Here is a 26,382-nt window from a genome sequence, read left to right as displayed (position 1 = left end):
TATTATAGTATATTTTTCTGATTTGTCATCTTTCTTCTTCTTTAATTGAAGAAAGATGTATCTATATTGTCGGATTCTTTTTGTTTCTGGTCGTGAATATGGTAATATAGTGCTGAGATACTTGAAAGGAGATATATACGTATGAAAACTTTAGGATACATATTAATGGAAAATGGGGAGAAAATTGAACTAGAGTTTTTTCCAGAAGAAGCACCAACAACAGTTGAAAACTTTAAAAAACTAGCGATGCAAGGATTTTACGATGGTGTTACATTCCACCGCGTTATCCCTGGGTTTGTAAGTCAGGGTGGAGATCCAACAGGAACAGGTGCAGGCGGCCCAGGTTATACAATTCCATGTGAAACAGATGGTAATCCTCATCGTCACGTTGTAGGATCGCTTTCTATGGCACACGCTGGCCGTAATACAGGTGGTAGCCAGTTCTTTATCGTTCATGAGCCACAACCACATTTAGATGGCGTTCATACTGTATTTGGTAAAGTAACAAGCGGTATGGAAACGGTACTCAATATGCGTCAAGGCGATGTAATGAAAGAAGTTAAAGTTTGGGAAGAATAAGTGAGAGGCTGTGCCAAAAGGTCGTGAACAGCGACCTTTTGGAGACAGCTTTTTTTTGCTTTATTATTGAAAGTGTAAATTTAAAAAGATGATATTCAAGATTGAAAATTTCCGTATGAAATGATACAGTCGTTTGTGCTTGGACAGGAAAATCGACCGTAAGGAAAGTTTTTTACTTGAAGAAAAGGAATTGATGAGTGCGACGCAGTACATGATAAGTAGAGCGTATCAGTGTCATATAAGGAACGACTTTTACAAATGGACATAGAATATAGCGGGGATATAGAGTAGTATTGATGTGTAGTGGTATGATGGTATAAAATAAAGTTTTTAGTTTCCTTTTGTTAGGGGAATTGAGTTCTGCTGATAGCCCTTCTCACTATAGGAAAAATATTGTAGAATAGATGTGATATAAAAAGAGCGATTGAGGGGACGAAAGGATTATAACTTTTGTAAGAAGGGATAAGGTTTATGTTAATTCGTTTTAAAAAAAGTTATGAAAAGATTGCAATGGGACTTCTTTCTTTTATGCCGAATGAAAAAGATGTAAAAACATTACAGTTGACAATGAAAGAGTATGAAACAAAGGACGATTGGCAATTGTATTTATGGAAACAAAATGAGGATTTTGTTGGAATTATTGGGGTTGTAGAAAAGGAAGAGCATTTGTTAGAAATTCAGCATCTTAGTGTGAATCCATCTCATCGACAAATGGGAATTGGAACAGAAATGGTAAAAGAATTACAAGAGAAGTTTGCTGATTATACGATTTGTGGGAATGAACAAACAGCAAGCTTTTGTGAGAAATGTAAAAATGTAGAGCAGAATATACATTCATAAAAGCAGAGATACAATTTTTGTTATCTCTGCTTTCTTTTTTTTAATTGTTCATGTCGCTCTGCAATTACAGGTTCTCTATTGCGTAATGTATGTTTATGAATGATATATTCACTAGGTGCTAGATGAGTATTTTTCCAAGAAAGCCCGCTTTTAGTGCATAAGTCCATACATCTGTTTTCTAGTGTAGGATCTAAAAAAGGTAAAAATAACGGTTGAAAATCTGCTTTTTTCTGGATAGATTGCAATTGTTTTTTTAGTAAGGTTAAAAGTTGTTGATGATGTAGTCCTAAGGCATGTATAGGTTCACGTTCTTTTTCTAAGATGGCAATGGCACGTTTTATCATTTTGGCGGCCCCGTTCCAATTTAAGCGTCGTTGATGGTATAAAGAAACTGCAATTTGAATAAGACCAACCCAATGATGATCACGCTTACCTCGTGGTTTTAATTTCCAATACTCTTCTAAAACTTCATGACATTCAAAATAATCGTAGTCTCCATGAAAATGGATGAGAAATTGTATGTATGCTTTCGGATACATTTCGTTCGCTCCTGTCCGTGTTTTTATGTAATATAGTTTATCATATCGCTGAAATTTCCATCAGTGATTTTTCATCCTCATTGTCGCCGATTAGACAGTTACAGATCGTCCTATTATTAATAGCGGAATAAATAAGAAACGGCTAGGGCCATTATTCCCTAGCCGTTTCTTGCACTCTACATTAGCAGAAGCAAGCTGCTCCCACAATAATCAGTAGAATGAATAAGACAACAAGTAAAGCGAACCCACTGTTAAAACCGCAATCAACATTGCCCATAGTTTTTGTACCTCCTACATTGTTCTAACTACATTGTTATCATATGAAGGGGTGGGCGTCTTTGCATGGGCAAATATCTATTTTTCATTAAATTTCTTAAAAAGGTTGGATAGAACATAAGTATGCTCTATACTTATGTTGTTATAGAAAAAATGTGGTGGGATGCTTTGTGCAATATAATTTTAAAGTAGAGTCATTTGAAGGGCCTTTAGATTTATTATTACATTTAATTCATCGTTATGAAATCGATATATATAATATTCCTGTGGCAGAAATTACAGAACAGTATTTATCTTATATTCATACGATGAAAGAATTACAATTAGATGTAGCGAGTGAGTATTTAGTGATGGCGGCAACGCTATTACAAATTAAAAGTAAAATGTTGTTACCGAAACAAGAAGAAGATGTACATGATAGTGGAGAGGACTTTATAGATGATCCCCGTCAAGAATTGATGGAGCGATTAATTGAATATAAAAAATATAAGCAGGTGGCTGCAGAGTTAAAAGAAAGAGAGCAAGAAAGAGCGCAGCTATATACACGTCCACCGATTGATTTTACATCGTTTCAGCAAGAAGAGGCGGCGAATCTGCCTCTTGATGTTACGCTATATGATATGTTAGCTGCGTTTCAAAAAATGATGCGTCGCAAAAAATCCAAGCGTCCTGTAACAGCGCGGATTACCCGTCAAGAAATACCGATTGAACAGCGTATGACCGATATTTTACAAAAGTTAGAAACGCTAGGTGGTCGTCAAAGTTTTTACGATTTATTTGCTGATGAAGAGCGTGAAGTGATGGTTGTAACATTTTTAGCCATATTAGAGCTTATGAAACATCAACAAATTGTTATTGAGCAAGAACAAAACTTTGATGAAATCTTTTTGTCGTGTGCAAATCATAATTCAAAATAAAATTTGAGCGTGAGAACAAATGAAGAAGATAAGACAAGTGATAGCAGTAAGACTTCCATCTTAAGATTCAGAGGGAAGCAAGGAAGATAGGTAAGAGCTCATAATCAGTGGGAGACCGCTGGTTTAAGTGTCACTTTATCTCGCTATTTTAGGGAAAGAAAACTCCTGCCCCACGATTTCGCGGAAGTAAAAAGGTTGGGGAGGGGTAGACTTTTAATTAGTAGGGATAAAGAACAAACATTGATTCAAGTTTCGCTATACTAAAATCGTTGTTAAGTAAAGTGTGAAACAATAAAAAGAAAGACCAAACCGGAAGCACTTAACTGTGATTCGGTTTTTTTATGGGGATTTCGGATGAAATAATTTGAGGAAGGAGATTGTACGTTGGAAAGAAAAGAACAGATGGCAATTACTGAAGGGCTTCTTTTTGTCGCGGGTGATGAAGGAATATACCCAGAACAAATAGCAAAAGTACTTGAGATTGAAGAGGAAGATGTTATTAAAATCGTTGAAGAAATGCAAGAGAAATGGGAAGGTGAAGGGCGTGGATTGCAAATTGTACAATTTGCGAAAGCATATCGCCTTGCTACTAAGAAAGAACATGCACCTTACTATCAAAAGTTAATGGACACGCCAACAGCTGCTTCGTTATCACAAGCAGCGCTTGAGACGCTAGCCATTGTTGCTTATCGTCAGCCGATTACGAGAATGGAAATGGAAGAAATTCGTGGTGTGAAAACAGAGAGAGCATTACAAACATTAGTTTCACATCTTCTTATCAAAGAGGTTGGGCGCGCGGAAGGACCAGGACGCCCGATTTTATATGGGACAACCAAAGAGTTTTTAGATACATTTGGATTACAAACGTTAGATGACTTACCTGCTCTTTCAGAAGAAAATGAACAAATGAATGAAGCTGATTTATTCTTCGATTCGTTGCAAGAATTATCAAAATGAAAGCTTAGCACTTCGCTAAGCTTTTTTTGTATATGAAATACATAGCGTGTCATACTAAATGAAAAAAGGAGGCAAGTTATGAAAGGGGTACGGAGTATTCTTTTGCTAGTTTCTGTTTTATTATGTTTTTCATTAAACAGCACATCGGCGAAACGATATATGATGTCTATTCATGCGGCATCCTTTTTTTCTATGCAACGTCCGCATCTTGGGAAAATGAAAGTAAGTTTTTTTAAAGTTGGGCAAGGGGATGCAACATTGATTACATTGCCAAATGGTCAAACGGTATTAATTGATGGAGGACCTTATGAAGCAGGAGAAGTCCTTATTCAAAAGTTACTTGAAAAAGGAATTAATCATTTAGATGTTATAGTAGGAACTCATCCGGATATGGATCATATAGGTGGGCTAATTCCAATTATAGAACAAATGCCTGTAGCACTTGTATTAGATAGTGGAAAAACGTATAGTTCTCTTACATATCATACGTATAGAAATCATATTAAAAAGAGAGGAATTCCATTTGTTCGTGTTAAACAAGGGCAATATCTCCCGTTAGATCCTCATGTGTCCATTCAAGTGTTGAATAATGGAAAATCAAAAGATGAGAATAATGAATCTTCAATTGTATTAAAGGTTCGTTATGGGAAAGCGGATTTTTTATTAATGGGGGATGCAGATATACGGACGGAAAATAAAATAGTAAAGCGATATGATGTCCATGCAGATGTGTTAAAAGTAGGACATCATGGCTCCTATACATCAACAGGCGAAGCCTTTTTAAAAAGGGTAAATCCTCAATTTGCTATTCTTTCTTATGGGAGTAAGAATCCATATGGTCATCCGCATCAAAGTGTAGTCAAAAGATTAAAACGGCATGGTGTGATGATGTATGGGACAAATAAAAGAACAGTGGAGATTGAAACGGATGGAGAGCATATTAAAATGTGGTCCAATGCTCCACTCCCATTATTAAAGTAACAAAGAGCAATTTCCTTTTTTAACAATAGAAAAGGAAATTTCACTTAAATGTATAGACAACTACTCGTGTGTATATTAAGATGGAGTTAGGCAAATAGATAATTATAACAAGTAGGTATTTTATGGGAAAGGGTCGATGGAAATGAAAACGCAAGTTGTCATCAACGCCAAAATTTATACCGGTCAAGAAGTAATAGAAAGTGGATTTATTCGTTATGTAAAAACAATTACAGAAATTGGTTTGATGGCTCAATATGTACCACAAGAAGATGAAGTTGTTTTTGATGCAGAAGGAAAGATTATCATTCCAGGTATGATCGATGTTCATATTCATGGTGGATACGATATTGATGCGATGGATGCAAATAGCGATGGTTTAGTAACCCTTGGTCAAGAAATGTTAAAAGAAGGTGTTACAACTTACTTCCCAACAACAATGACACAAGCTCCAGAAGCGATTGAACGTGCGTTACGCGCTGCAAAAGAAGCGAAAGAAAAAGGAGCGCATTTTGAATATATTCATTTAGAAGGACCGTACGTTTCTAAAAAACGTGCAGGAGCACAACCGCTTGAACATATTGTCCCAGCGAATATTGAGCAATTTAAAAAGTGGCAAGAGGCAAGTGGGAATTTAATTAAATTGGTAACATATGCACCAGAAGAAGAAGGTGCAATTGAATTTGAAGAGTATTTAGCTGAAACAGGTGTTGTTGGTACGATAGGGCATACTGATGCAATCGATGAGCAATTAAAAAATAGAAAAATTACACATGCAACTCATTTATATAATCAAATGCGCGGTTTACATCACCGTGAGCCAGGAGTAGTTGGTCATGTGTTATTAAATCCAGAGATAATGGTTGAAATAATTACAGATGGTATTCATATTCACCCTGATATGGTGAAATTAGCATATAAATTAAAAGGCCCTAAAAAAATTAGCGTTATTACGGATGCAATGCGTGCAAAAGGTCTAGAAGATGGATTGTACGAGCTTGGTGGGCAACCAGTGCATGTAAAAGACGGAAGTGCTCGATTAGAAGATGGCACGTTAGCAGGTAGTATTTTGAAAATGGACCAAGCGTTTCGCAATGTAATTCAATTTACAGGATGTTCAATTGAAGACGCGGTACTGATGACATCAGTGAACCAAGCAGAAGAGTTTGGATTAACAAATAAAGGTGCATTAGCAGTAGGAAAAGATGCAGACTTCGTTGTAATGAATGAAGATTTACATGTATATGATACAGTTCGTTTAGGAATTCATATGAAGAAAGGGAAGGAATAAGATGAATATTCTTGTTGTAGAATCTCAAGAAAAATTAGCCGAAGCAGGTTATAAATTAATCGAAAATGTTGTAAAATCAAAGGGAAATCCAACTTTAGGAATGGCTACAGGAAGCTCTCCACTTGGAATTTATGCAGAAATAAGAAAAAATAAACTTGATACAAGCCATGTAACCACTGTAAACTTAGATGAGTACGTAAACTTACCACATGAAGATAAAAACAGCTATCATTATTTTATGAAAGAACAGCTGTTTGATCATCTTCCATTTAAAGCAACTTATGTACCGAACGGGATGGCAAACGATTTAGAGGAAGAGTGCAATCGTTATGAAGGCATTCTAGCAGCTAACCCAGTTGACTTACAGATTCTTGGAATCGGTGAAAACGGTCATATCGGATTTAATGAGCCAGGAACGCCATTTCATTCTCGAACTCATATTGTAGAATTAACTGAGTCTACACGCCAAGCGAACCGCCGCTTTTTTGAAAAAGAAGAAGATGTACCAACGCATGCAATTACGATGGGAATTGGAAGCATCATGAAAGCAAAGCAAATTCTACTTGTTGCTATGGGACCGAAAAAGGCGGAAGCAGTTAAAGAATTATTGCAAGGAGAGTATAGCGAAGCGTGTCCTGCTACAGTTCTGCAACGTCATCCGAATGTAACCGTAATCGCTGATCAAGAAGCTCTATCTTTATGCAGTGAGGCGATTGCTGATGAACATCGACAAGTATTCACCATTTCCGATCTATTATCAGATTCAAGAGTGGGTGAAACAGCTAATTGAGGACGGTGAATGGAAGCCGGGAGATAAAATTCCATCTGAAAATGAACTTTGTGATAAGTTTGAAGTAAGTCGTATGACAATTAGACAGGCAATTAATAACTTAGTGGAACAAGGGTATTTATATCGAAAACGTGGAATTGGAACGTTTGTTCAACTTCCAAAAGTGGAGCAAAAACTGCAAGGGATGACGGGATTTACTGAAGATATGTTATCCCGTGGGATGAAACCGAGCAGTCAATTATTAAGTTTTCAGCTAGTTCCTGCTACTGCTAAAATAGCAGAGCGACTTAGAATACAAGAGGGAGAGTCGATTTATGAAGTGAGGCGTATTCGCTTAGCTGATGATGAACCGATTGCTTTTGAGACAACATATTTGTCGCCAACTCTTGTAAAAGATATTAACGAAGAAATTTTGCAACAATCTTTATACGAACATTTAGAGAAAAAATTAGGTTTTAAACTTGTTCGTGCTACGCAAACAATTGAAGCTTCAATTGCAACAGATGATGAAGCTGAACATCTGCACATACCTAAAAAAGCACCTGTGCTTGTAATGAGACAATGGTCATATGCAGAAGGAGAATTACCATTAGAGTACGTAAAATGCATTTATCGTGGTGATCGTTATAAGTTTATTACGAATATTTCACGAAATAAGTAATTTTACTTTGTGCAATATAAAAATACGACTCGTCCCTACTTGGAACGAGTCGTATTTTTATGTTGTGTAGCATTATAGTGTAAAACATGTTTTACAGCATCTTTTACAGAAGGAACAACATGTTTAGCATGCTTTTTCACTTCTTCATCAGCTTGTGACATGGCAAAACTGTGAGGTGTAAGGTGAAACATAGGGATATCATTGTAAGAGTCACCAATACAAGCGATTTCTTCAGGGTTGATTTGGAATTCTTCTGATAAAACGGAAATTGCTGAACCTTTACTGATATTTGGAGGCATAACATCTAAGCATTGTTCAGCAGAGATAAACGTGCTAACTTTGTTTTTAAATGTTTCGTTAATTTTCTTTTGAAGAATTTGTAAATCTTCTTTTGTACCACCCACAGAAATTTTATTTGGAAAAATCGTGTCATCAATTTTTTTTAATAAATTAGGTTCTTCAATGGAAGTCATTGTAACTTGTTTTTCAAGTTCATGGATAAAAGGTGTTTTTTCTTCAATGTAATAATTATGCTCATCACTTACATAACGAAAATAAGGTTCTTCATTTGTCATAGATAACAGATCAGGTAAAATTTCAGAATCAAATGTGGCAGATAATAATTGCTTATTTTCGTGTGTATATACAAAGACACCATTTACACTGATACGGTGGAAATGAGTGCCAACTTCTTTCATTAAATCAGCAATTTCATTATCTAGTCGACCAGAAGCAAAACAAAGAATTATATTGTGCTCTGCGAGGCTGCGAAGTGCCGCAATATCTTCTTTATCAATCAAGCCTCCATGCTGCATCATCGTACCGTCAATATCACTTACAAACATTTTAATCATTGTAGTCGTACTCCTTTCTACGTACGGTTGCTCTTACCATTATACGCATCTTGTGCAAACATGTCTAAAAAACGACTTTTTCGCGTACAGTAGATGTTTTCATTGACGAAAAAGAAGGATGTTCTGTAACATAAAGGCAGGCTATTTAAGGACGAGGGTGGTGTTATATGAATAATTGTCTAGAGATAAAAAAAGTTTTAAATAATAATGTTATCATCGCTAACCATCCTGAACATAAGGAAGTAGTAGTGATTGGTAAAGGGATTGGATTTGGAAAAAAAGCAAAAGATGTGCTCGAGCAGCAACAAATTGAAAAAATGTTTGTTTTAAAAAATGAACATGATCGTGAACAATATAAACTTTTAGTACCGCATGTAAGTGAACAGTTCATTGCACTAATGAATGATATTATGCTTTTTATTCAAGAAAAAGCACAAGCACCATTAAATGAACATATTCATATTGCTCTAACGGATCATATCTCTTTTGCGCTGAAAAGGCTAAAACAAGGTTTGACAATCGATAATCCTTTTTTAGTAGAAACGAAAATGCTGTATCCAAAAGAATATGAAATTGCCGCAGGTGTCGTGCAAATGCTGAATTCTCGTTTGCAAATTACATTGCCAGAAGGAGAAATAGGGTTTATTGCACTTCATATTTATAGCTCGCTTACAAACTCTGAGTTAGCTTCTGTAAATCAAAATTCCCGTCTTATTGTCCAATTGGTAACTTTAATTGAGACAAATTTACATCTTACATTAGATCCAGAAAGCATTCATTATTTACGTCTAATTCGTCATTTACAATATGCAATTGAACGGGTAAAAAAAGGGGAAAAAGTAGAAGAAGCACAAGGGTTTGCCGATTTATTAAAGGCTGAATATCCAGTTTACTATAATCTAGCATGGAAACTTGTTAAAGTCATGCAAAAGGAATTGCAACTCCCTGTATATGAAGCAGAAAGTATATATTTAACGATGCACTTGCAACGATTAGTAAAGGCAGAACGCGTCTAACAAGTATATAATTTTGTCTAAAATGAAAACGTTGAAAAAAATGATTGAATCGCTTACAATTGTTTTGTATAATAGGTTCTGCAAAGTTATACAAAATTCGACAAACAAATTAAAGCGAGTAGTAAAAATCTTTGCTTTAATAATAATGAAATTATACGTAAACTTATTTTTGACACGTGTTACTGATTCGATCAGGCATGAGTAGAAAAAAGTAAGGAATGTAAGCTAAAGAAAGGGATATACTACCCTTTGTATAGTTATCGTTCTGTCTTTTTTCCTCATGCCTTTTTGGCGTTTGTCGAAAAGTACAATATAGATAAGAGAGGAAGGTTTTCCATGTTTAAGAAGATCTTTGGTGTTCTTCAAAAAGTCGGAAAAGCGCTTATGCTTCCAGTAGCGATTTTACCGGCGGCAGGGATTTTACTTGGATTTGGTAACGCATTTCAAAATGAACAGTTAACAAATCTAATTCCTGCTTTAAAGGCAGATTGGTTTGTCATGGTTGCAAAAATCATGGAACAATCTGGCGACATTATATTTGCTAACCTTGCGCTATTATTTGCAGTTGGGGTAGCAATTGGTCTTGCAGGTGGAGACGGGGTAGCTGGATTAGCAGCATTCGTCGGCTACTTAATTATGAACAAAACGATGAGTGTGTTCTTAGAAGTAGACAAGTTCGTGAAAGTAACAAGTACAGGGACGGATCCAGTTAAAATTGGTTTCGCAGATCCTGCGTATGCAAATGTATTAGGGATTCCAACACTGCAAACAGGGGTGTTTGGCGGTATTATCGTTGGTATATTAGCAGCTTATTGCTACAATAAATATTTCAATATTGAATTGCCACCATACTTAGGTTTCTTTGCAGGTAAGCGTTTTGTACCAATTGCAACTGCAACATTTTCATTAATTTTAGGAATTTTAATGTGCTTTGTATGGCCATATATTCAAACTGGTTTAAATACATTCTCACATCAAATGATTGATGCGAATAAAACGTTAGCAGCATTTATTTTCGGATTAATTGAGCGATCATTAATTCCATTTGGATTACATCATATTTTCTATTCACCGTTTTGGTTTGAATTTGGTCAATACACAAATGCGGCAGGAGAGCTTGTACGCGGTGATCAAAAAATCTTTATGGCACAGTTAAAAGATGGTGTAGAATTAACAGCAGGTACATTTACAACTGGTAAGTATCCATTCATGATGTTTGGTCTTCCAGCAGCAGCATTAGCAATGTATCATGAAGCTCGTCCAGAAAATAAAAAATTAGCAGCTGGTATTTTAGGTTCTGCTGCGTTAACATCATTCTTAACAGGTATTACAGAACCGCTTGAATTCTCATTCCTATTCGTAGCACCAGTACTGTTTGGAATCCATGCAGTTTTTGCAGGTCTATCATTCATGACAATGCACATTTTAGGTGTTAAAATTGGTATGACATTCTCTGGTGGTTTAATTGACTTCTTACTATTTGGCGTGCTACCAGGACGTACACCATGGTGGTGGGTAATTATTGTCGGTCTTGCACTTGCAGTAATTTACTACTTCGGCTTCCGTTTTGCAATCCGTAAATGGAATTTAAAAACACCTGGCCGCGAAGTAACAACAGATACGAACGGTGCAGGAAAAACAGAAGCAGGAGAACTTCCACGTGAAGTATTAACAGCGCTTGGCGGTAAGGAAAATATTGCTTCTTTAGATGCTTGTATTACACGTTTACGTGTTCAAGTTAACGATCAAAAAAATGTAAATAAAGATCGTCTAAAAGAGCTTGGAGCAGCTGGAGTACTTGAAGTAGGAAATAATATTCAAGCAATCTTTGGACCGAAGTCTGATACGTTAAAATCACAAATTCATGATATTATGTCCGGCCGTACACCTCACGTAGAGAAAGAAGAGCCTGCAAAGGTAGAAGAAGTTGTACAAAAGTCTGATACAAATGAAACGCTTGTATCTCCAATGGAAGGTAAAATTTTACCGATTACAGAAGTACCTGATCAAGTGTTCTCAGGTAAAATGATGGGAGATGGCTTTGCGATTGAACCAACAGAAGGAGTAGTCGTATCCCCAGTAGATGGTGAAATCGTCAATGTATTCCCAACAAAACATGCAATTGGTATTCAATCTGAAGGCGGAAAAGAAATTTTAATTCACTTTGGTATTGATACTGTAAAATTAAATGGTGAAGGCTTTGAAGCTCTTGTTGCACAAGGTGATAAAGTGAAGCAAGGACAACCTTTATTAAAAGTAGATTTAGCATTTGTAAAAGAAAATGCACCGTCTACGATTACACCAGTTGTTTTTACAAATTTACAGCAAGGACAACAAGTGATATTGAAAAAAGAAGGAACTGTCAAGAAAGGCGAAGCCGCTATTATTGACATTCAGTAAGAAATTGACGCAAAATGTTTATAATTATAGTAGGTGATGTGGTTGACCGAACATCACCTATTATATAAAATAGATAATGTAGTACTCACGTCTATACAACTAAAAATAATGTATTTAAAGGAGATAAATAACTATGGAAAAAATTTTTAAAGTAACTAGTGACTCAGGAATTCATGCTCGTCCAGCAACTCTACTTGTAAATACAGCAAGTAAATTCGGTGCTGACATTAACTTAGAATACAACGGAAAAAATGTTAACTTAAAATCAATCATGGGCGTTATGTCTTTAGGCATTCAACAAGGCGCGGAAATTAAAATCACTGCAAATGGTGATGATGCAGCTCAAGCACTAGCAGCTATCGAAGAAACAATGAAAAACGAAGGATTAGGAGAATAATGACTCTTCATATTCAAGGGATTGCTGCATCAAGTGGGATTGCTATTGCGAAGGCTTTCAGACTTGAGAATCCTGAATTTAACATTGAAAAGAAAACGATTACGGATGAAGCTGCAGAAATTACACGCTTAGAAGCTGCGTTAGAGAAGGCGAAATCTGAATTAGAAGCAATCAAAGACCACGCTTTCGCTGAGTTAGGTGCAGATAAAGCGGCTATCTTTGAAGCGCATTTACTAGTATTGAATGATCCGGAGTTGGTAAACCCAGTAAAGGATAAAGTGAAAAACGAAAAAGTAAATGCTGAATTCGCAATGGATGAAGTTGCAACGATGTTTATTACGATGTTTGAAAACATGGATAATGAATATATGAAAGAACGTGCAGCTGACATTCGTGATGTAACGAAACGTGTTCTTGCACACTTACTAGGAGTTAACTTCTCAAATCCAAGCACAATTTCCGAAGAAGTGATTATTATTGCTGAAGATTTAACACCATCTGATACGGCACAATTAAATCGCGCATATGCAAAAGGCTTTACAACTGATATCGGTGGCCGTACATCTCACTCTGCAATTATGGCTCGCTCTATGGAAATTCCAGCTGTTGTTGGTACGAAAGTAGCTATGGAGAAAATTCAAAATGGCGATATCGTAATCATCGATGGATTAGATGGAGAAGTCATTGTAAACCCATCTGAAGAAACTCTTCGTACTTTTGAAGAAAAGAAAATAAAATTTGAAGAGCAAAAAGCTGAATGGGCGAAATTAAAAAATCAAGCTACTGTGACAAGCGATGGACATCATGTTGAACTTGTTGCAAACATCGGTACGCCAAATGATGTACAAGGTATCATTGACAACGGTGGAGAAGGCGTTGGTTTATACCGCACAGAATTCTTATATATGGGCCGTGACAACCTTCCGACAGAGGAAGAACAGTTCGAAGCATATAAAGCTGTTCTGGAAGGAGTAAAAGAAGGTCAACCAGTCGTTGTTCGTACACTTGACATTGGTGGAGATAAAGAGCTGCCATACTTACATTTACCAAAAGAAATGAACCCATTTTTAGGATACCGTGCAATTCGTTTATGCCTTGAAGAGCAAGATGTGTTCCGCACACAGCTTCGTGCATTACTTCGTGCTAGCGTATACGGTAACTTAAAAATTATGTTCCCAATGATTGCAACTCTTGCTGAATTCCGTCAAGCGAAAGCAATCTTATTAGAAGAGAAAGAAAAGCTTGTTAAAGCTGGTACAACAGTTTCTGATTCTATTGAAGTAGGTATGATGGTAGAAATACCAGCTTCAGCAGTATTAGCAGATCAATTTGCTAAAGAAGTTGATTTCTTCTCAATCGGAACTAATGATTTAATTCAATACACAATGGCTGCGGATCGCATGAATGAACGTGTATCTTACTTGTATCAACCATATAATCCAGCTATTTTACGTCTTGTAAAAATGGTAATCGATGCTGCTCATAAAGAAGGAAAATGGGCTGGTATGTGTGGTGAGATGGCAGGAGATTCACTTGCAATCCCGCTATTATTAGGTTTAGGATTAGATGAATTTAGTATGAGTGCAACATCTATTCTTCCTGCAAGAACACAATTAAGCAAATTGTCAAAAGCAGAAATGGAAGAGTTAGCACAAAAAGCATTAATGATGTCAACGGCTGAAGAAGTTGTTGAATTAGTAAAAAGTATTTAAGTACAAAAAACCTGAGGCCAATGAAATCGGTCTCAGGGCTTTTTTTGTACATAAAGTAGACAAGAGATTATTAGATAGCGATAGCAACAATATCATCTAGACAAACGCGTAAAAGTCCTGTGAAGTCATCTTCAAATCCATCTTCGCCGGCAGAGAATAATGCAACTCCATTGCAAAAACCTTGAAATATTACGTTATTGAATGTTCCGTTGTCTTTTAACGTAAGAAGGGAAATGTTAGTTCCTATTGCAACATTTTCAAGGACGTTGCATACAGAGAATCTTCTATCAAAGTTTCTATTAAAACGTCCCTTAAAATCTTCTTTTTCATGATGATGGCGATCTCTTTCTTTAAAGTTGTCACAACACCCAAAAGATCCAAACATACTCTTCATCACCCCTTTCATATTTATAATGTATGTGTTTTGTATAGGGGATGATTGGACAAAGCGTGCAGTTTTTACTAGGATATTTTCTTATTTTCATTCACTTGAAGTAGAGATAGTTTGAAGAGAAATATAAAAGGTTATTTTCTACATAAAATAAAGACCACCATAATAAAAGAAACAGGTAGTCTTTACGCTTTTTTACTTTTATATAAAACGATGACATATACGGGAAGGGCTAAAAGTAATGGTACGATAGATCGCGAGGTATGTACTCCCTCTTCTAGCTGGAATGCTTTTTCTTTTGAGAATTGCAATATTGCAATGTTTGTAGCATCGCCAATAAAGTATAGAAGTAACACAGTAACGGCATAGCTTAAAAATGCAATAAAGCTTCCACATGAATTCAATTAAAATCCCTCTCTTGTTATCTATTTGTTACTATTGTATCATAATTGTAACAAAAAATCACCCTTATATTCCAAATAGACGACGAAATTCGACATAATCCCTTGTTTTTTACTAAGCATAGATAAGTTTATCGCATGATTTCTAATAATGATGTCGAATTCAAATAACATATATTACAAATAGATGAAATAAAAAAACGAAGGGATTCACCTTCGTTTTTTTATTTTGCCCATTCTGTTACTTCTTCAACACTCATACGTGGTGCAGGATGACCTTTTAGGCTAGATTCACCAATTGTAATAAGCATAATTGGGACATAACGAGAAGAAATATGAAACTCTTCTATTAATGCTTGTGAATTAAAACCACCAATTGCACAAGTATCCCATCCAGTTGCTTTTGCTGCAAGCATAAGTTGCATTGCCGCTAAAGATGCATTTGAGAAAGCTGCATCTCGTGGATATTGCTCACGATTGTATGCAGATTCAATATTTTGAGCTAATCGCTCTTTCGCTTCTACTTTCATCAATCCTTGTTCCACAAGTGGGTTGTAGACCGTTTCCACGTTCTTATATGCTTCTAAATCACCTAAAATGGCTACTACAGCAGAGGCATCAAGAATTTGTTGTTGATTGTATGCGATTGGATGTAGGCGACTTTGAACATCCTTTCCTTGAAAAACAAGGAATTTCCAATGTTGTAAGTTCCAAGCAGATGGAGCTTGTGCAGCTGCTTTTAAAATTTGATGAAGTTCTTCAGCGGAAATCTCCTTTTCTGGATTGAATGCGCGATTCGATGTACGCTCGTATAAAACACTAAAGAAATCTTGCTTTGTCATGATATTTCCTCCAAATTACATATCAATTGTATAAAATAATGTCTATAAATTACTTATATTTAGTAAGTTGTCACTGTAAAGAATATAATATCTCTATTTTAATTGTCAAGTTTCTCGAATAGGAAGAAAGAGGGCGTTCGTACAAACGATATCCTTTGTGTAATCATACAATAGAAAGATAATTCACATTGGAGAATAGGGAAAATATAGCTCCTATCAGTAGGAGAATTCTTCGTCCTGCTGACGATTAAACCTCACCAATCAGGTTCTTTTGATGACAGTTTCCTTAAAGTAAGAAATTTCATTAATGAAGTTGTATAGGGGGCTTAATTCATTCATCAAGTTGTTACTGTCCTAAAATAGCGAGATAAAAGAATCGTGAGGAATTCAGTAGAACAAGATATATGAAGTGAGTGAAGAACAGTGATAAACATACTACATTTTTTATTAGAGAATACGGTTTTTCAAAATGTGTTGCAAGATCTGCGGTTGAATGTACTTTATATAGAAGAAGGCTGTAAACATCAACATGCAATAGAAAGTGTACATCCTAAATGTATGTTTATAGCTAGCAGTTTTGCAGAAGGGGAGAGATTATTTGAGAGGGTTCAGCCACAAGTTGTCATCATATATGTATCAGATAGTATACAAGTCGAACATATAAAACGGATATATGATTCGCAGATTGCTTTCATTGTAATTTGGGATCAGCCTGTGACAGCAAAATTTGTAGATATGTTGAAAATAGGGATACGGAACATGGTTCTCCCCCCAGTAACGCCACAAGCTGTATTAGAAGAAGTGAATAGAGGGCTCTATCAATTATCTTTACTACAGCAACTAGGCTTACAACAAGAGCTGTTGCAAATGATGTTTGATTTTCAAAATGATTTGTTATTTATTGTTGAAGATGATGAAATTATTGATTGTAATACGAATTTTTTGCACTTTTTTGGATATGAAAATTTGATGGCTTATCGTGAAAATCATATCGTGTTTGCAGAACATTTTATTCAAGAACATGGTTATTATGCTACAAACCATGACATAACTTGGCTCGATGATTCTTTATTACAAGCTAGAAAAATCAAAATGTATAATGATAAGGGAGAGGCGTTTGTTTTTTTATTACGTGCAGCTGCTTTACCAGAAGATGTATCTAGATTTATTGTAAAGTGTACGGATATTACAGAATTAGATGAGTTATATCAGGAACAAGAACGTCTTGCTACAATTGATACTTTGACAGAAATATATAATCGTTTAAAGTTTCAACAAATATTAGAAGAAGTGTGGAAAAGTGCTCAGCGTAATCGTCAAAAAATAGCACTTATTTTCTTTGATATAGATGATTTTAAGAAGGTAAATGATACGTATGGGCATGATTTTGGTGACTTGGCCTTAATTCAGTTAGTCGAGCTGGTGAAAACAAAAATTGATTCCAAATATACGTTTGCGCGATGGGGGGGAGAAGAATTTGTTATACTCGTAACCGATACAACGGAAAAAGAAGCGTTTCAAGTTGCTGAATCATTACGTTTTTTTATTGAGACAAAACAATTCTCCAGTATTTCAAAGCTCACGGCGAGTTTTGGGGTTGCATTATACGAACAAGGGATAACGAAAGAAGAACTCATACAGCGCGCGGATATTGCGTTATATGAGGCGAAACAAAATGGGAAAAATCAAGTTCGTATATATAGAAAAGGAAAAATGTAATTTTTTCGCAACAAAGTGTTGCGATTTTTTTTTGTTGCTTGATAATAGATAGGAGAGGAATCGTTTATAATGGAATAACCGTGGAGGTTTTGAAATGATAAAAAAGGTAGTTATTATGTTTTTGCTGTGTTTTCTCGTATTTGGGAGTGTATACTATTTTTGTAGAGAACCAAAAGAACAAAAATTACTAACTTCAAAGGTGACTCCTTCTGTACAATCTGAATTGCATGATTCTATAGAAGAAAAGAAGGAGTCACCGATTGATTATGCTAGTATCGCGCAAAAATTAGACCAATATTTAAAAGATAGAGCTTTTAATGGAACCGTTCTTGTTACAGATAAGGAACATATTATATTAAACAAGGGTTATGGGTATGCAGATGTTCAAAAGAAAATTGAAAATACACCACAAACGAAATACCGCATTGGTTCGATCACAAAAACTGTTGTTGCAACTTCAATTTTACAGCTTCAAGAGCAAGGGAAATTAAACATTCAAGATAATGTACATACATATATCCCTTCATTTCCAGCGGATAAAAATATTACATTATATCACTTGTTGACACATACTTCCGGTTTACCGGAGAAAGGGAAGGGACGAGTAAATCCTGCATCTCGTTTGAACTTAGTGAATTGGATTGGAAGTCAACAGCTAGAATTTCCAGCAGGAACAGGATGGAGATATACAGATTATAATTATATGGTGCTTGCCTATATTGTTGAAACGATATCCCAAAAGCCTTTAGGTGAATACATAAAAGAGAATATATTTGGACCAGCTGAAATGCATGAATCTGGGATGGGGAATGCGGTGCCCGGAGAGCAGCATTTAGCCAAAGGATATAAAAAGCAAGATAATCTACTCGTACTTGCACCAAAATTAGGAATGGATTGGTTATATGGATGTGGTGAGATGTATACGACTGTTGGAGATATGAAAAAGCTAGATGAGGCAATTATAAATGGGAAACTTCTATCAAAGAAAAGTAGACAAGCGATGTTCACTCCTTCGCCTGAGCGCAAGTACGCATATAGTTTCTATATATATAATGATTATTTTCATAATCACGGCGTACTTGCTGGTTGGAATACATTTAATAACTTTAATAAAGATAAAGGGATTTTTGTTATTTTATTCTCGAATGTAAAAAATAGTATGGATGATGATTTTAATAAAGAGTTCCGAAAAATGGTTAGCGATTTATTAGAACAAAGGGGATGAGAATATGGAGCGTAACATTTCATCAATTGGTTTTATTGGAACAGGTGTAATGGGAAAAAGCATGGTACATCATTTATTAAAAGGTGGTTATACAGTATATGTGTATAATCGTACGAAAGAAAAAGCAACTTCTTTAGTAAGAGAAGGGGCGAAATGGTGTGGTACGCCGAAAGATTTGGTGAAAAATGTTGATGTTGTTATGACAATGGTAGGATATCCACATGATGTAGAAGAAATATATTTTGGAGTAGATGGAATTTTAGCAAATGCAAAGGAAGGGACGATTGCGATTGATTTCACTACTTCTACACCAACATTAGCCAAAAGGATATATGAAGTTGGGAAAGAAAAAAATATATATGCTTTAGACGCTCCAGTCTCAGGAGGAGATATTGGTGCAAAGGAAGGGAAACTTGCTATTATGATTGGTGGAGACCAAGAAGTATATGAAGTTTGTTTCCCGCTTTTTAACATGCTAGGTGAAAATATTCAATTGCAAGGGCCAGCTGGGAGTGGTCAACATACAAAGATGTGTAATCAAATTGCAATTGCATCGAATATGATAGGTGTTTGTGAAGCGGTAGCATATGCACAAAAAGCCGGTTTAGACCCAGAGAAAGTATTGCAAAGCATTGCAACTGGAGCAGCTGGAAGTTGGTCTTTAAGCAATTTGGCTCCGCGTATGTTAAAAGGAGATTTTGAACCAGGTTTTTATGTAAAACATTTTATGAAAGATATGAAAATTGCATTAGATGAAGCAGAAAAGTTACAATTATCTGTACCTGGTTTATCGTTAGCAAAAGATTTATATGAGCAGTTAATTGAGGCTGGGGAAAGCAATAGTGGAACACAGGTGTTATATAAAAAATATATAAGGGGGTAACATAAATGGATTTAGTGAAATTTGATGGAATGATTGATGCAGTGCAGAGAGCAACTTGCATACCGATTCATGATAAGCAAAAAGAAGCTTTTAAACAAAAATATGATTTTGAGCCTGAATTTGAATATGGTCGTGATGAAAATCAGCATTATGTTATTCGAACTTCGAAGAAAATGTTAGAAGAGATGGAGTTCTATTTAGCGTTAAAATATGATCGTGACGGAATTGATTTATATATGAGTGCGGAAATTGATGGAGTAAGTTATGTGTCTGTTAGCTATAGAGAAGATGCATTACATTTACAGGAGTTATTTCAGTTTTTAGAAGATAATAGATAAAAGTCTTCGCATTGTAAAAAAGATCGTAAGGGGAACTGTCCTTACAATCTTTTTTATCATAATGAATGTGTTATCAATGTTATAAGGAAGCGGAACAAAGTTAAAAAGAGTGTTTAGAAAGGATATATGTGAATCGGTGTCCGAGAGGAAATACTTCTATAAAAAACCCCCACCAGAGTCTCGTGTAGAGGTAGGTGGGGGTTTTTATAATATGGAGGATAAATTAGAATAGATAATGGGATGAGGAATGGATTATAAATTAGAAGCACGACGCGAGCGCTCAATTGGAAAAGGAATAATTTGTGCAACATGATTAGGAGCAAATTGTTTTACACGAGCATGACGTACGATGTAGAAGGCAAACAGAATAGATACAGGAATAGCCCCGTATAAACCAAATAATAAAGCGCTTACAGAAGATGCGACAAAACCTAACATGCCGATTTCTAATTCCTCCATAATAGCTCCGAGAATGGCAGGAATAGCCCCGCATGTAACCCCAATTATAAGTGCCATAATTAAGTTCATGATTTTCCCCCTCTATCTATATTTTTCTTTCCAGTTCTATTATTGGTATTATATCACAATTTAAACAGAATTTTCAGAAAAAGTTCAAAAAATGTTCAAAAAATATTGATAAAGATACTTGATAAAATAAAAAACAGGTTTATTACTTGATTTGTAATAAACCTGATCCATAGGAGGATGTATATATGTAGAGTGAATAAAAGGTGGGAAAAGGGGATCCACTTCCTTTTATTCAGCTAACTACCCTTAGTAAATAGGAACCCAGCCTGCTGTTGTAACAAAAATACGAATGGCTACAACTTGGCGATCATCTTGTAAAGTAAAATAATGTCTTACATTTTCAGGTACAGAAATGAGATCGCCTGGCTCAAGTTCAACATCAAAAAAACGACCGTCTTTGCCTTGGATAGCAAAAATGCCATGGCCGCTGACAATGAAGCGAACTTCATCGTCAGTATGATGGTGTTCTTGTTTAAAGTTAATGAGTAACTCATCCAGATTAGGTGTTGCACTTGAAAGAGAAATGATATCATGTGCTTTATAACCACGGCGCTGTGAAACATCTGCTATTTCGTTGGAAAATAAAGTTAAAATTTCTTCCTTATTTTCATCAGTTAAAGCATAGTTATTTTGTAAATGCGCAGGTAATTTAGAAATGTCCCATTTCTCATATAGTACATCTTCTTTTTGCAAAAACAGCTGTACTTCTTTTTCATTTTCAATGCGAGTATTTATTTCATGAATACGAATTTGCGCCACTAGAAACGCCTCCTTGAATGGATAATAATTTTATATGAAACTGGAATAAAAATTCATATGCTTCCAGCCTTTTCTTTGCATCGAAGCTATCTTCTCCCCATACTGTAATACCATGATTTCGAATTAAGACAGCACCGCAATCTGATTGAATGTGTTTTTTGAATGCTTCGCCTAGAAGCGGGATGTGCGCATAGTTTTCAATAATTGGAATATGAATGGTTGCTCCTTCTTCCCAAATATTAAGTGCTTTTATAATTTCTTGATTTCGAATCATTACTTCTTTCTCGTATAGGTTTGTAATCACATTATTATCGGTTGTATGAACATGTAGAACACAGCCAGCATTTGTATGGTTATAAATATGTGTATGTAAAATGGTTTCAGCAGAAGGGCGTAATTCCGTCTCCAATACGGGATTTCCTTGATGATCCACTAATAAAAAGTCATCTGGCGTTGTTTTTGTTTTATCTTTTCCACTAGCTGAAATAAGAAAGGTAAGCGGTTCATGACTTACCTTTATAGAGATATTGCCACTTGTTGCTGGGAACCAATTTCGATTTGTTAATTCTTTTTTTAATTCACTTAACGTATGCCACTTACGAAAAAGTTGTTTCATAGTTTTACCTCCACCAAGTGCTGCAACTCGTTTTGAATATCATAAAATGTATGAAATGGTGTATAAGGAATATGATATTCTTTGCACTTTGTAATGAGAAAATCACGTGCGAATACTTTATCAGCTTGCTTAGCTGCTTGCAAATCTGTAATAGAATCACCAATGACAATGCGAAAAGCTTGTTGAGAGCTAAGCCTTCGAATCAGCGTGGATTTACAGAGACCACAATGATGGTTACAATGTTTATCGCAAGGATATGGCCATTTTACTTCAATGTATTCTTTTGAAAAGTCAGTTTCATTACAATAAATCTTTTCTTTTGGAACAAGCCCATCTAAAAGGGGGTGCACAAAGAAATCCATTCCTCCTGAAATGACATAGAAAGAAAGGTCATTTTTATTTATAAACTGTACAAATTCCTGAAAACCACTACGTATACTTGCGTTGTTTTTTAAAAATGCAATCATATCGTCATGGAGATTGGTCGGTAATAAATGAAAAAGTTGCTCAACCCCTTCTTGAATCGAAAGCTCTTGAGCTAATATCTGTTTCTTTATTTCCTCAGCCTTTGGTGGCGCGAAATGTTCCATAATAGAAATGATATTGTCGCTATTTGTAATTGTGCCATCAAAGTCGCAGAAAATTTGAATGCTCATATTTTCACCTCACGCGATGGATTTCCCCATAATTGTAGTGCGGTATGTAAGTCAGCATCATCCACTTCATGTAATGGCGTTCCTTGTAAAGTGGCATCAATTGCTGCACGAAATGCTTTGCCTCCGCCTTGTGCACCGTTAGGATGACCATGGATACCACCACCAGCGTTAATGACAACATCATTTCCAAAGTCACGAAGGATAAATGGAACAAATCCAGGGTGAATGCCAGCTGATGGAACAGGGAAACTTCTTTTTAAATGAGAATCTGCGATTGTTAATGTTTCTGCAATTTGAAGGGCATCTTTTTTTTCTAACGCAACATTTCCATATGGAGATGGAAATAAAGAAAAGTCTGCACCAGCATAACGAAGCAATTTCCCAAGTAATAGTGAATGGGAAAAGCCGTATAATTTTGATGATGTATAAGCACCGCTAATAGCAGGGTGAGCCATAATAGGAACATTGATATCTTGATCTTCCGCTAGTAGTTGTAATACATCTAATCCATATGCAAACGCATTAAACAACAGAAGATCAGCACCAGCATTTACTGCCCGTTTCGCGTTTTCTTTTACATCATAAGTACGCCCGGTTATATTGACTGCATATAAAGTTCTATGACCATACGTTTCATAAACAGATTGCAACACTTCTTTTCCTGAACGAACCCGTTTTTCAAGTGGTGTTAATGCATTTTCGAATAAAATTTCATCATCTTTTACGATATCCACTCCGCCAATTGCTTGGTCACGGAGCTGCGTCTTTAAATATCCGATATTTCGCCCAATCATTCCTTTAAAAATGCTCATTAAAAGTGGACGATTATGAACATGTAACCTCTTTCTCACTTCCTCAATCCCAAACTTTGGTCCAGAGAACTGTCTTTTTAAATCATCTGAGAATGTGAGATCGATAAGTTTAATTTCTCCATCTAATGATAATTTTCCAAATGCTGTCGTTAAAATGGCTGGTAAATCAGGACTGAAATTTAACGATGGATACTGAATTTTGATTATACCTTTTGTTACTTTTTTGCCAAGATAGTTGTTTACCTCTTCTTGTTGCGGGAGTTCTTCTACATGAACAACATTGCCTTTATGCTGTTTTAATTGTTTTTGTAATAAGTGGGGTAAATGTGTCCATGAACCAATTGTTAAGCCAAGAGCAATCTGCTCTGCTTTTTTTGTTAAGTTGTGAGAATCATCATGGATTACATATGTTGCAATTATTCCGCTCATTTTCATAACCTCCTAGTTAAATAAAAAAACCTCTCAGCTAAGGAGAGGTTTTTTTACAACCAGCTCCTTATCTGTCAGCGTAACGCTGCGAGAATTAGCACCGTGTCTACATTTGTAGATCGGTTGCCGGGCTTCGTCGGGCTCGTCCCTCCACCAGCTCTTGATAAGAAGTATTTGGAAATATTTTAATTTTTTTGATATCTGAATTTTGACAGAGATAACTTAAGTTGTCAATGGTTTTTTGAAAATTTTTAATTTGCCAATTCGATGAATAGCTTCTTGCAATCGTTCTTCAGTATGTAAGAGGCCAATTCTCACATAGCCTTCTCCATGTTTTCCAAAACCAATGCCCGGAGCAACTGCAACGTGCGCTTGATTTAATAATAGATCAGCAAATTGTTCAGAATGATAACCATTTGGAACTGGTAACCAAGCAAAGAAGGACCCTTTTGGAGTTTTAACATTCCAGCCGATGGAATGACATGCCGAAATAAGAGCGTTCCTCCTAGATTCATAGCGGTTCACTAATTCAGTTACACAAGTTTGCGAACTTAATAATGCTTCGCAAGCAGCTTCCTGAATAGCGCCGAAAAGACTAACATACATATGATCTTGCAGTAGATGAATCGTTTCAATGACACTTTCATTGCCAACTGCAAATGCGATGCGCCAACCAGCCATATTAAATGTTTTTGATAATGTATAAATTTCAATGCCTGTATCTTTAGCACCTCTAGCTTGTAGAAAACTGACCGGTTTTTTTGTATCAAAACCGATAGCTCCATAAGCAAAATCATGAACAACTAAAATGTTATGTTCATTTGCAAAACGGACTGTTTCTTCAAAGAATTCCTTTGAAGCGATCGCACCAGTTGGATTGTTTGGGTAATTTAAAAACATTAATTTTGCCTGCTTGGCAGTATCTTCGCTTATTTTCATGTAATCCGGTAAAAAATGATTCTCTGCTAATAGTGGCATTGTTTCAAGCTTTGCCTTCGCTAAAGCAATGCCAGATAAATAGTCAGGATATCCAGGATCAGGAACAAGAATCGTTTCACCAGGATTTGTAAAACAAATTGGCAATTCTACTAATCCCGCTTTTCCACCAAATAAAATCGCAACTTCTGTTTTTGGATTTATTTTTACCCCATATTCACGTTCATAAAAGATTGCAACTGCCTCTTTTAAGCTGTTATGTCCACGAAATGGTGGATATTTATGATGAAGCACCTTTTCTGCTGCATTTTGTAAAGATTTTACGATATGCGGCGGTGTTGGTTGATCGGGATTTCCTTGCCCTAAGTTGATGACATCATGTCCAGCTTCAATTACTTTATTAACTTTTGTGACAAGTGAAGCGAAAAATTGTGTTGGGAGTGATGTCATAAGCTCGGAAGGTTTAAAATCTTTCATACTTTCCACCTCTTTTGAAAGTTGTTACAATTCTAGTGACAAATAATATATCCTTTCCAAGATTTTGTAAAGAAAAAAATAAAGAATGGGGCTGAAAAAATGAAGGTCGCATGTATTCAAATGGATATTGTTTTTGGTGAGGTAACTTTAAATACAGAGTACGCAGAGAAAAAAATAGAAGAGGCAATGAAAGTGAACCCAGATGTAATCGTATTACCTGAACTTTGGACAACAGGATATGATTTGAAGCGACTTCCTGAAATTTCGGATAAGGATGGAAAACAAACAAAAGAAGTGCTTTCAAAATGGGCAAAAGAGTTTAGCGTGAACATTGTCGGTGGTTCTGTTGCAAAGCAGACAGAGAAAGGTGTTACAAATACGATGTATATTATGGATCGCCAAGGAAACGTACAACATGAATATAGCAAAGTGCACTTGTTTCAGTTAATGAATGAACATAAGTATTTAATAGCAGGACATGAAACAGGAGAATTTACTTTAGACGAGATTCAGTGCGGAGGGGTTATTTGCTATGATATTCGTTTTCCAGAATGGATACGCGTACATACTGCTAAAGGCGCAAAAATAGTATTTGTAGTAGCAGAATGGCCTCTTGTTCGCCTTGAGCATTGGCGTTTATTACTGCAAGCGAGAGCAATCGAAAATCAATGTTATGTCGTAGCTTGTAATCGAGTAGGAAAAGATCCAAATAACGTATTTGGTGGTCACTCGCTTATTATTGACCCATGGGGAAAAATTGTCGCAGAGGCACAAGAAGAAGAGAGCATTCTTTATGGACAGATAGAGCTAGAAAAGATAGAAGAGGTCCGCAGAGGAATTCCTGTTTTTATGGATCGCCGTTTAGAATTGTATAAATAAAAAGATTGACAAATGATTTTTATTCTTGTTATAGTCATCATCAGAAAGTTAAACATTCGAATAAGTTGCAAAACTCTTATCAAGAGCAGGTGGAGGGATTTGGCCCTATGAAACCCAGCAACCGACCGTAATACCATTGTGAAATGGGGCGCTTATGCGCCAAAAAGGCACGGTGCTAATTCCAGCAGAAAATGAATTTTCTGGCAGATAAGAGGGGAGAAGATACACTTCAAACCTCTTTCTTCATGGAAAGAGGTTTTTCTTATGTTGAGAAACCTCTGAAT

Annotated in this window: 28 protein-coding genes, 1 pseudogene and 2 riboswitches; of the genes and pseudogenes, 17 read left to right on the top strand and 12 right to left on the bottom strand. The window is 35.9% G+C overall.

From position 1 onward, the window contains the following. Window positions 1–141 precede the first annotated feature (141 nt). Window positions 142–579, top strand: coding sequence for a peptidylprolyl isomerase (locus tag MR056_RS01270; RefSeq protein ID WP_012095218.1), 438 nt, complete (start codon window positions 142–144; stop codon window positions 577–579). 471 nt (window positions 580–1,050) lie between these two features. Further along, the gene (locus tag MR056_RS01265; RefSeq protein WP_012095216.1) at window positions 1,051–1,419 is read left to right on the top strand and encodes a GNAT family N-acetyltransferase; all 369 of its coding nucleotides are present in this window, start codon (window positions 1,051–1,053) and stop codon (window positions 1,417–1,419) included. Window positions 1,420–1,439: 20 nt separating this feature from the next. On the opposite strand, the gene MR056_RS01260 is transcribed toward MR056_RS01265, so the two are convergent. Further along, window positions 1,440–1,958, bottom strand: coding sequence for a DUF309 domain-containing protein (locus MR056_RS01260; protein ID WP_012095215.1), 519 nt, complete (start codon window positions 1,956–1,958; stop codon window positions 1,440–1,442). Window positions 1,959–2,139: 181 nt separating this feature from the next. After that, entirely contained in the window at window positions 2,140–2,235 is a 96-nt protein-coding gene (locus tag MR056_RS01255; protein ID WP_081428399.1) for a YjcZ family sporulation protein, read from the bottom strand. 169 nt (window positions 2,236–2,404) lie between these two features. Here MR056_RS01255 and MR056_RS01250 point away from each other — a divergent pair, with 169 nt between their 5' ends. The 6 genes from MR056_RS01250 to phnF all read left to right on the top strand — a co-directional run bounded on the left by MR056_RS01250 (window position 2,405) and on the right by phnF (window position 7,828). Further along, on the top strand, window positions 2,405–3,151 hold the full coding sequence (locus tag MR056_RS01250) for a segregation/condensation protein A (protein WP_012095214.1): 747 nt from the start codon (window positions 2,405–2,407) through the stop codon (window positions 3,149–3,151). Window positions 3,152–3,535: 384 nt separating this feature from the next. Continuing rightward, window positions 3,536–4,108, top strand: coding sequence for an SMC-Scp complex subunit ScpB (scpB, locus tag MR056_RS01245; protein WP_012095213.1), 573 nt, complete (start codon window positions 3,536–3,538; stop codon window positions 4,106–4,108). 78 nt (window positions 4,109–4,186) lie between these two features. Further along, window positions 4,187–5,089, top strand: coding sequence for a ComEC/Rec2 family competence protein (locus MR056_RS01240; protein WP_012095212.1), 903 nt, complete (start codon window positions 4,187–4,189; stop codon window positions 5,087–5,089). A gap of 142 nt (window positions 5,090–5,231) precedes the next feature. Then, window positions 5,232–6,377 (top strand): N-acetylglucosamine-6-phosphate deacetylase, encoded by a 1,146-nt coding sequence (nagA, locus tag MR056_RS01235; protein ID WP_048722059.1) that lies wholly within the window; start codon window positions 5,232–5,234, stop codon window positions 6,375–6,377. Window position 6,378: 1 nt separating this feature from the next. Continuing rightward, entirely contained in the window at window positions 6,379–7,167 is a 789-nt protein-coding gene (locus MR056_RS01230; RefSeq protein WP_012095210.1) for a glucosamine-6-phosphate deaminase, read from the top strand. Further along, entirely contained in the window at window positions 7,097–7,828 is a 732-nt protein-coding gene (gene phnF / locus MR056_RS01225) for a phosphonate metabolism transcriptional regulator PhnF (protein WP_081428398.1), read from the top strand. Before MR056_RS01230 ends, phnF begins: the two co-directional genes overlap by 71 nt. Window positions 7,829–7,863: 35 nt before the next feature. On the opposite strand, the gene MR056_RS01220 is transcribed toward phnF, so the two are convergent. After that, window positions 7,864–8,682, bottom strand: coding sequence for a Cof-type HAD-IIB family hydrolase (locus MR056_RS01220; RefSeq protein ID WP_048721783.1), 819 nt, complete (start codon window positions 8,680–8,682; stop codon window positions 7,864–7,866). A gap of 167 nt (window positions 8,683–8,849) precedes the next feature. Between MR056_RS01220 and glcT the strand changes: the two genes are divergently transcribed. From glcT to ptsP, 4 genes are all read left to right on the top strand, one after another. After that, window positions 8,850–9,698, top strand: coding sequence for a glucose PTS transporter transcription antiterminator GlcT (gene glcT, locus MR056_RS01215; protein WP_048721784.1), 849 nt, complete (start codon window positions 8,850–8,852; stop codon window positions 9,696–9,698). Window positions 9,699–10,034: 336 nt separating this feature from the next. Next, entirely contained in the window at window positions 10,035–12,098 is a 2,064-nt protein-coding gene (gene ptsG / locus MR056_RS01210; RefSeq protein WP_048721787.1) for a glucose-specific PTS transporter subunit IIBC, read from the top strand. 133 nt (window positions 12,099–12,231) lie between these two features. Beyond that, entirely contained in the window at window positions 12,232–12,495 is a 264-nt protein-coding gene (ptsH, locus tag MR056_RS01205; RefSeq protein WP_000411078.1) for a phosphocarrier protein HPr, read from the top strand. Further along, a complete protein-coding gene (gene ptsP, locus MR056_RS01200; RefSeq protein WP_012095205.1) occupies window positions 12,495–14,207 on the top strand; it encodes a phosphoenolpyruvate--protein phosphotransferase in 1,713 nt (570 codons plus the stop codon). Before ptsH ends, ptsP begins: the two co-directional genes overlap by 1 nt. A 70-nt stretch (window positions 14,208–14,277) precedes the next feature. Here the strand turns inward: ptsP and MR056_RS01195 are convergent, their stop codons facing one another. The 3 genes from MR056_RS01195 to MR056_RS01185 form a co-directional block, all read right to left on the bottom strand. Next, on the bottom strand, window positions 14,278–14,592 hold the full coding sequence (locus MR056_RS01195) for a DUF3915 family protein (RefSeq protein ID WP_048721790.1): 315 nt from the start codon (window positions 14,590–14,592) through the stop codon (window positions 14,278–14,280). 191 nt (window positions 14,593–14,783) lie between these two features. Beyond that, complete coding sequence (locus tag MR056_RS01190; protein ID WP_012095203.1) at window positions 14,784–15,002, bottom strand: hypothetical protein; 219 nt, start codon at window positions 15,000–15,002, stop codon at window positions 14,784–14,786. Between the two features lie 221 nt (window positions 15,003–15,223). After that, window positions 15,224–15,841: a nitroreductase family protein gene (locus MR056_RS01185; protein WP_012095202.1), complete on the bottom strand. Its 618-nt coding sequence runs from the start codon at window positions 15,839–15,841 to the stop codon at window positions 15,224–15,226. Between the two features lie 426 nt (window positions 15,842–16,267). On the opposite strand from MR056_RS01185, the gene MR056_RS01180 reads away from it, so the two are divergent. The 4 genes from MR056_RS01180 (at window position 16,268) to MR056_RS01165 (ending at window position 20,006) form a co-directional block, all read left to right on the top strand. After that, window positions 16,268–17,560, top strand: coding sequence for a GGDEF domain-containing protein (locus MR056_RS01180; protein ID WP_048722061.1), 1,293 nt, complete (start codon window positions 16,268–16,270; stop codon window positions 17,558–17,560). Window positions 17,561–17,654: 94 nt separating this feature from the next. After that, complete coding sequence (locus tag MR056_RS01175; RefSeq protein ID WP_048721792.1) at window positions 17,655–18,785, top strand: serine hydrolase domain-containing protein; 1,131 nt, start codon at window positions 17,655–17,657, stop codon at window positions 18,783–18,785. A 4-nt stretch (window positions 18,786–18,789) separates the two neighbouring features. Then, window positions 18,790–19,668, top strand: coding sequence for an NAD(P)-dependent oxidoreductase (locus MR056_RS01170; RefSeq protein WP_048721794.1), 879 nt, complete (start codon window positions 18,790–18,792; stop codon window positions 19,666–19,668). A 5-nt stretch (window positions 19,669–19,673) separates the two neighbouring features. Next, window positions 19,674–20,006, top strand: coding sequence for a DUF3909 family protein (locus tag MR056_RS01165; RefSeq protein ID WP_012095198.1), 333 nt, complete (start codon window positions 19,674–19,676; stop codon window positions 20,004–20,006). A 252-nt stretch (window positions 20,007–20,258) separates the two neighbouring features. Here the strand turns inward: MR056_RS01165 and MR056_RS01160 are convergent, their stop codons facing one another. The 6 genes from MR056_RS01160 to MR056_RS01135 form a co-directional block, all read right to left on the bottom strand. After that, a complete protein-coding gene (locus MR056_RS01160) occupies window positions 20,259–20,534 on the bottom strand; it encodes a hypothetical protein (protein ID WP_012095197.1) in 276 nt (91 codons plus the stop codon). 246 nt (window positions 20,535–20,780) lie between these two features. Continuing rightward, window positions 20,781–21,293 (bottom strand): 1,2-dihydroxy-3-keto-5-methylthiopentene dioxygenase, encoded by a 513-nt coding sequence (locus tag MR056_RS01155; protein ID WP_012095196.1) that lies wholly within the window; start codon window positions 21,291–21,293, stop codon window positions 20,781–20,783. Next, entirely contained in the window at window positions 21,271–21,909 is a 639-nt protein-coding gene (locus MR056_RS01150; protein ID WP_048721795.1) for a methylthioribulose 1-phosphate dehydratase, read from the bottom strand. The genes MR056_RS01155 and MR056_RS01150 overlap by 23 nt, the downstream gene beginning before the upstream one ends. Beyond that, window positions 21,906–22,565, bottom strand: coding sequence for a 2-hydroxy-3-keto-5-methylthiopentenyl-1-phosphate phosphatase (locus MR056_RS01145; RefSeq protein WP_048721798.1), 660 nt, complete (start codon window positions 22,563–22,565; stop codon window positions 21,906–21,908). Before MR056_RS01145 ends, MR056_RS01150 begins: the two co-directional genes overlap by 4 nt. Then, window positions 22,562–23,806 (bottom strand): 2,3-diketo-5-methylthiopentyl-1-phosphate enolase, encoded by a 1,245-nt coding sequence (gene mtnW, locus MR056_RS01140; RefSeq protein ID WP_048721800.1) that lies wholly within the window; start codon window positions 23,804–23,806, stop codon window positions 22,562–22,564. Before mtnW ends, MR056_RS01145 begins: the two co-directional genes overlap by 4 nt. Before the next feature lie 64 nt (window positions 23,807–23,870). After that, window positions 23,871–23,976: riboswitch (SAM riboswitch) on the bottom strand. Between the two features lie 52 nt (window positions 23,977–24,028). Next, the gene (locus MR056_RS01135; RefSeq protein ID WP_048721802.1) at window positions 24,029–25,219 is read right to left on the bottom strand and encodes a pyridoxal phosphate-dependent aminotransferase; all 1,191 of its coding nucleotides are present in this window, start codon (window positions 25,217–25,219) and stop codon (window positions 24,029–24,031) included. 14 nt (window positions 25,220–25,233) lie between these two features. Between MR056_RS01135 and MR056_RS01130 the strand changes: the two are divergent. Then, window positions 25,234–26,098 (top strand): annotated as a pseudogene (locus MR056_RS01130) (carbon-nitrogen family hydrolase). Window positions 26,099–26,171: 73 nt separating this feature from the next. Then, window positions 26,172–26,312: riboswitch (SAM riboswitch) on the top strand. Window positions 26,313–26,382 lie beyond the last annotated feature (70 nt).

The organism is Bacillus cereus group sp. BfR-BA-01360, assembly GCF_022663595.1.
Taxonomy (GTDB): domain Bacteria; phylum Bacillota; class Bacilli; order Bacillales; family Bacillaceae_G; genus Bacillus_A; species Bacillus_A cytotoxicus.
Note: the sequence above shows the minus strand (reverse complement) of the source record. Positions and strands in the feature narration are given on the sequence as shown.

Coding starts and splice junctions, on each gene's coding strand:
- MR056_RS01270 (WP_012095218.1), top strand. CDS start 142: ATGAAAACTTTAGGATACATATTAATGGAAAATGGGGAGAAAATTGAA.
- MR056_RS01265 (WP_012095216.1), top strand. CDS start 1,051: ATGTTAATTCGTTTTAAAAAAAGTTATGAAAAGATTGCAATGGGACTT.
- MR056_RS01260 (WP_012095215.1), bottom strand. CDS start 1,958: ATGTATCCGAAAGCATACATACAATTTCTCATCCATTTTCATGGAGAC.
- MR056_RS01255 (WP_081428399.1), bottom strand. CDS start 2,235: ATGGGCAATGTTGATTGCGGTTTTAACAGTGGGTTCGCTTTACTTGTT.
- MR056_RS01240 (WP_012095212.1), top strand. CDS start 4,187: ATGAAAGGGGTACGGAGTATTCTTTTGCTAGTTTCTGTTTTATTATGT.
- nagA (WP_048722059.1), top strand. CDS start 5,232: ATGAAAACGCAAGTTGTCATCAACGCCAAAATTTATACCGGTCAAGAA.
- MR056_RS01230 (WP_012095210.1), top strand. CDS start 6,379: ATGAATATTCTTGTTGTAGAATCTCAAGAAAAATTAGCCGAAGCAGGT.
- phnF (WP_081428398.1), top strand. CDS start 7,097: ATGAACATCGACAAGTATTCACCATTTCCGATCTATTATCAGATTCAA.
- MR056_RS01220 (WP_048721783.1), bottom strand. CDS start 8,682: ATGATTAAAATGTTTGTAAGTGATATTGACGGTACGATGATGCAGCAT.
- glcT (WP_048721784.1), top strand. CDS start 8,850: ATGAATAATTGTCTAGAGATAAAAAAAGTTTTAAATAATAATGTTATC.
- ptsG (WP_048721787.1), top strand. CDS start 10,035: ATGTTTAAGAAGATCTTTGGTGTTCTTCAAAAAGTCGGAAAAGCGCTT.
- ptsH (WP_000411078.1), top strand. CDS start 12,232: ATGGAAAAAATTTTTAAAGTAACTAGTGACTCAGGAATTCATGCTCGT.
- ptsP (WP_012095205.1), top strand. CDS start 12,495: ATGACTCTTCATATTCAAGGGATTGCTGCATCAAGTGGGATTGCTATT.
- MR056_RS01195 (WP_048721790.1), bottom strand. CDS start 14,592: ATGTTTGGATCTTTTGGGTGTTGTGACAACTTTAAAGAAAGAGATCGC.
- MR056_RS01185 (WP_012095202.1), bottom strand. CDS start 15,841: ATGACAAAGCAAGATTTCTTTAGTGTTTTATACGAGCGTACATCGAAT.
- MR056_RS01175 (WP_048721792.1), top strand. CDS start 17,655: ATGATAAAAAAGGTAGTTATTATGTTTTTGCTGTGTTTTCTCGTATTT.
- MR056_RS01170 (WP_048721794.1), top strand. CDS start 18,790: ATGGAGCGTAACATTTCATCAATTGGTTTTATTGGAACAGGTGTAATG.
- MR056_RS01165 (WP_012095198.1), top strand. CDS start 19,674: ATGGATTTAGTGAAATTTGATGGAATGATTGATGCAGTGCAGAGAGCA.
- MR056_RS01160 (WP_012095197.1), bottom strand. CDS start 20,534: ATGAACTTAATTATGGCACTTATAATTGGGGTTACATGCGGGGCTATT.
- MR056_RS01150 (WP_048721795.1), bottom strand. CDS start 21,909: ATGAAACAACTTTTTCGTAAGTGGCATACGTTAAGTGAATTAAAAAAA.
- MR056_RS01145 (WP_048721798.1), bottom strand. CDS start 22,565: ATGAGCATTCAAATTTTCTGCGACTTTGATGGCACAATTACAAATAGC.
- mtnW (WP_048721800.1), bottom strand. CDS start 23,806: ATGAGCGGAATAATTGCAACATATGTAATCCATGATGATTCTCACAAC.
- MR056_RS01135 (WP_048721802.1), bottom strand. CDS start 25,219: ATGAAAGATTTTAAACCTTCCGAGCTTATGACATCACTCCCAACACAA.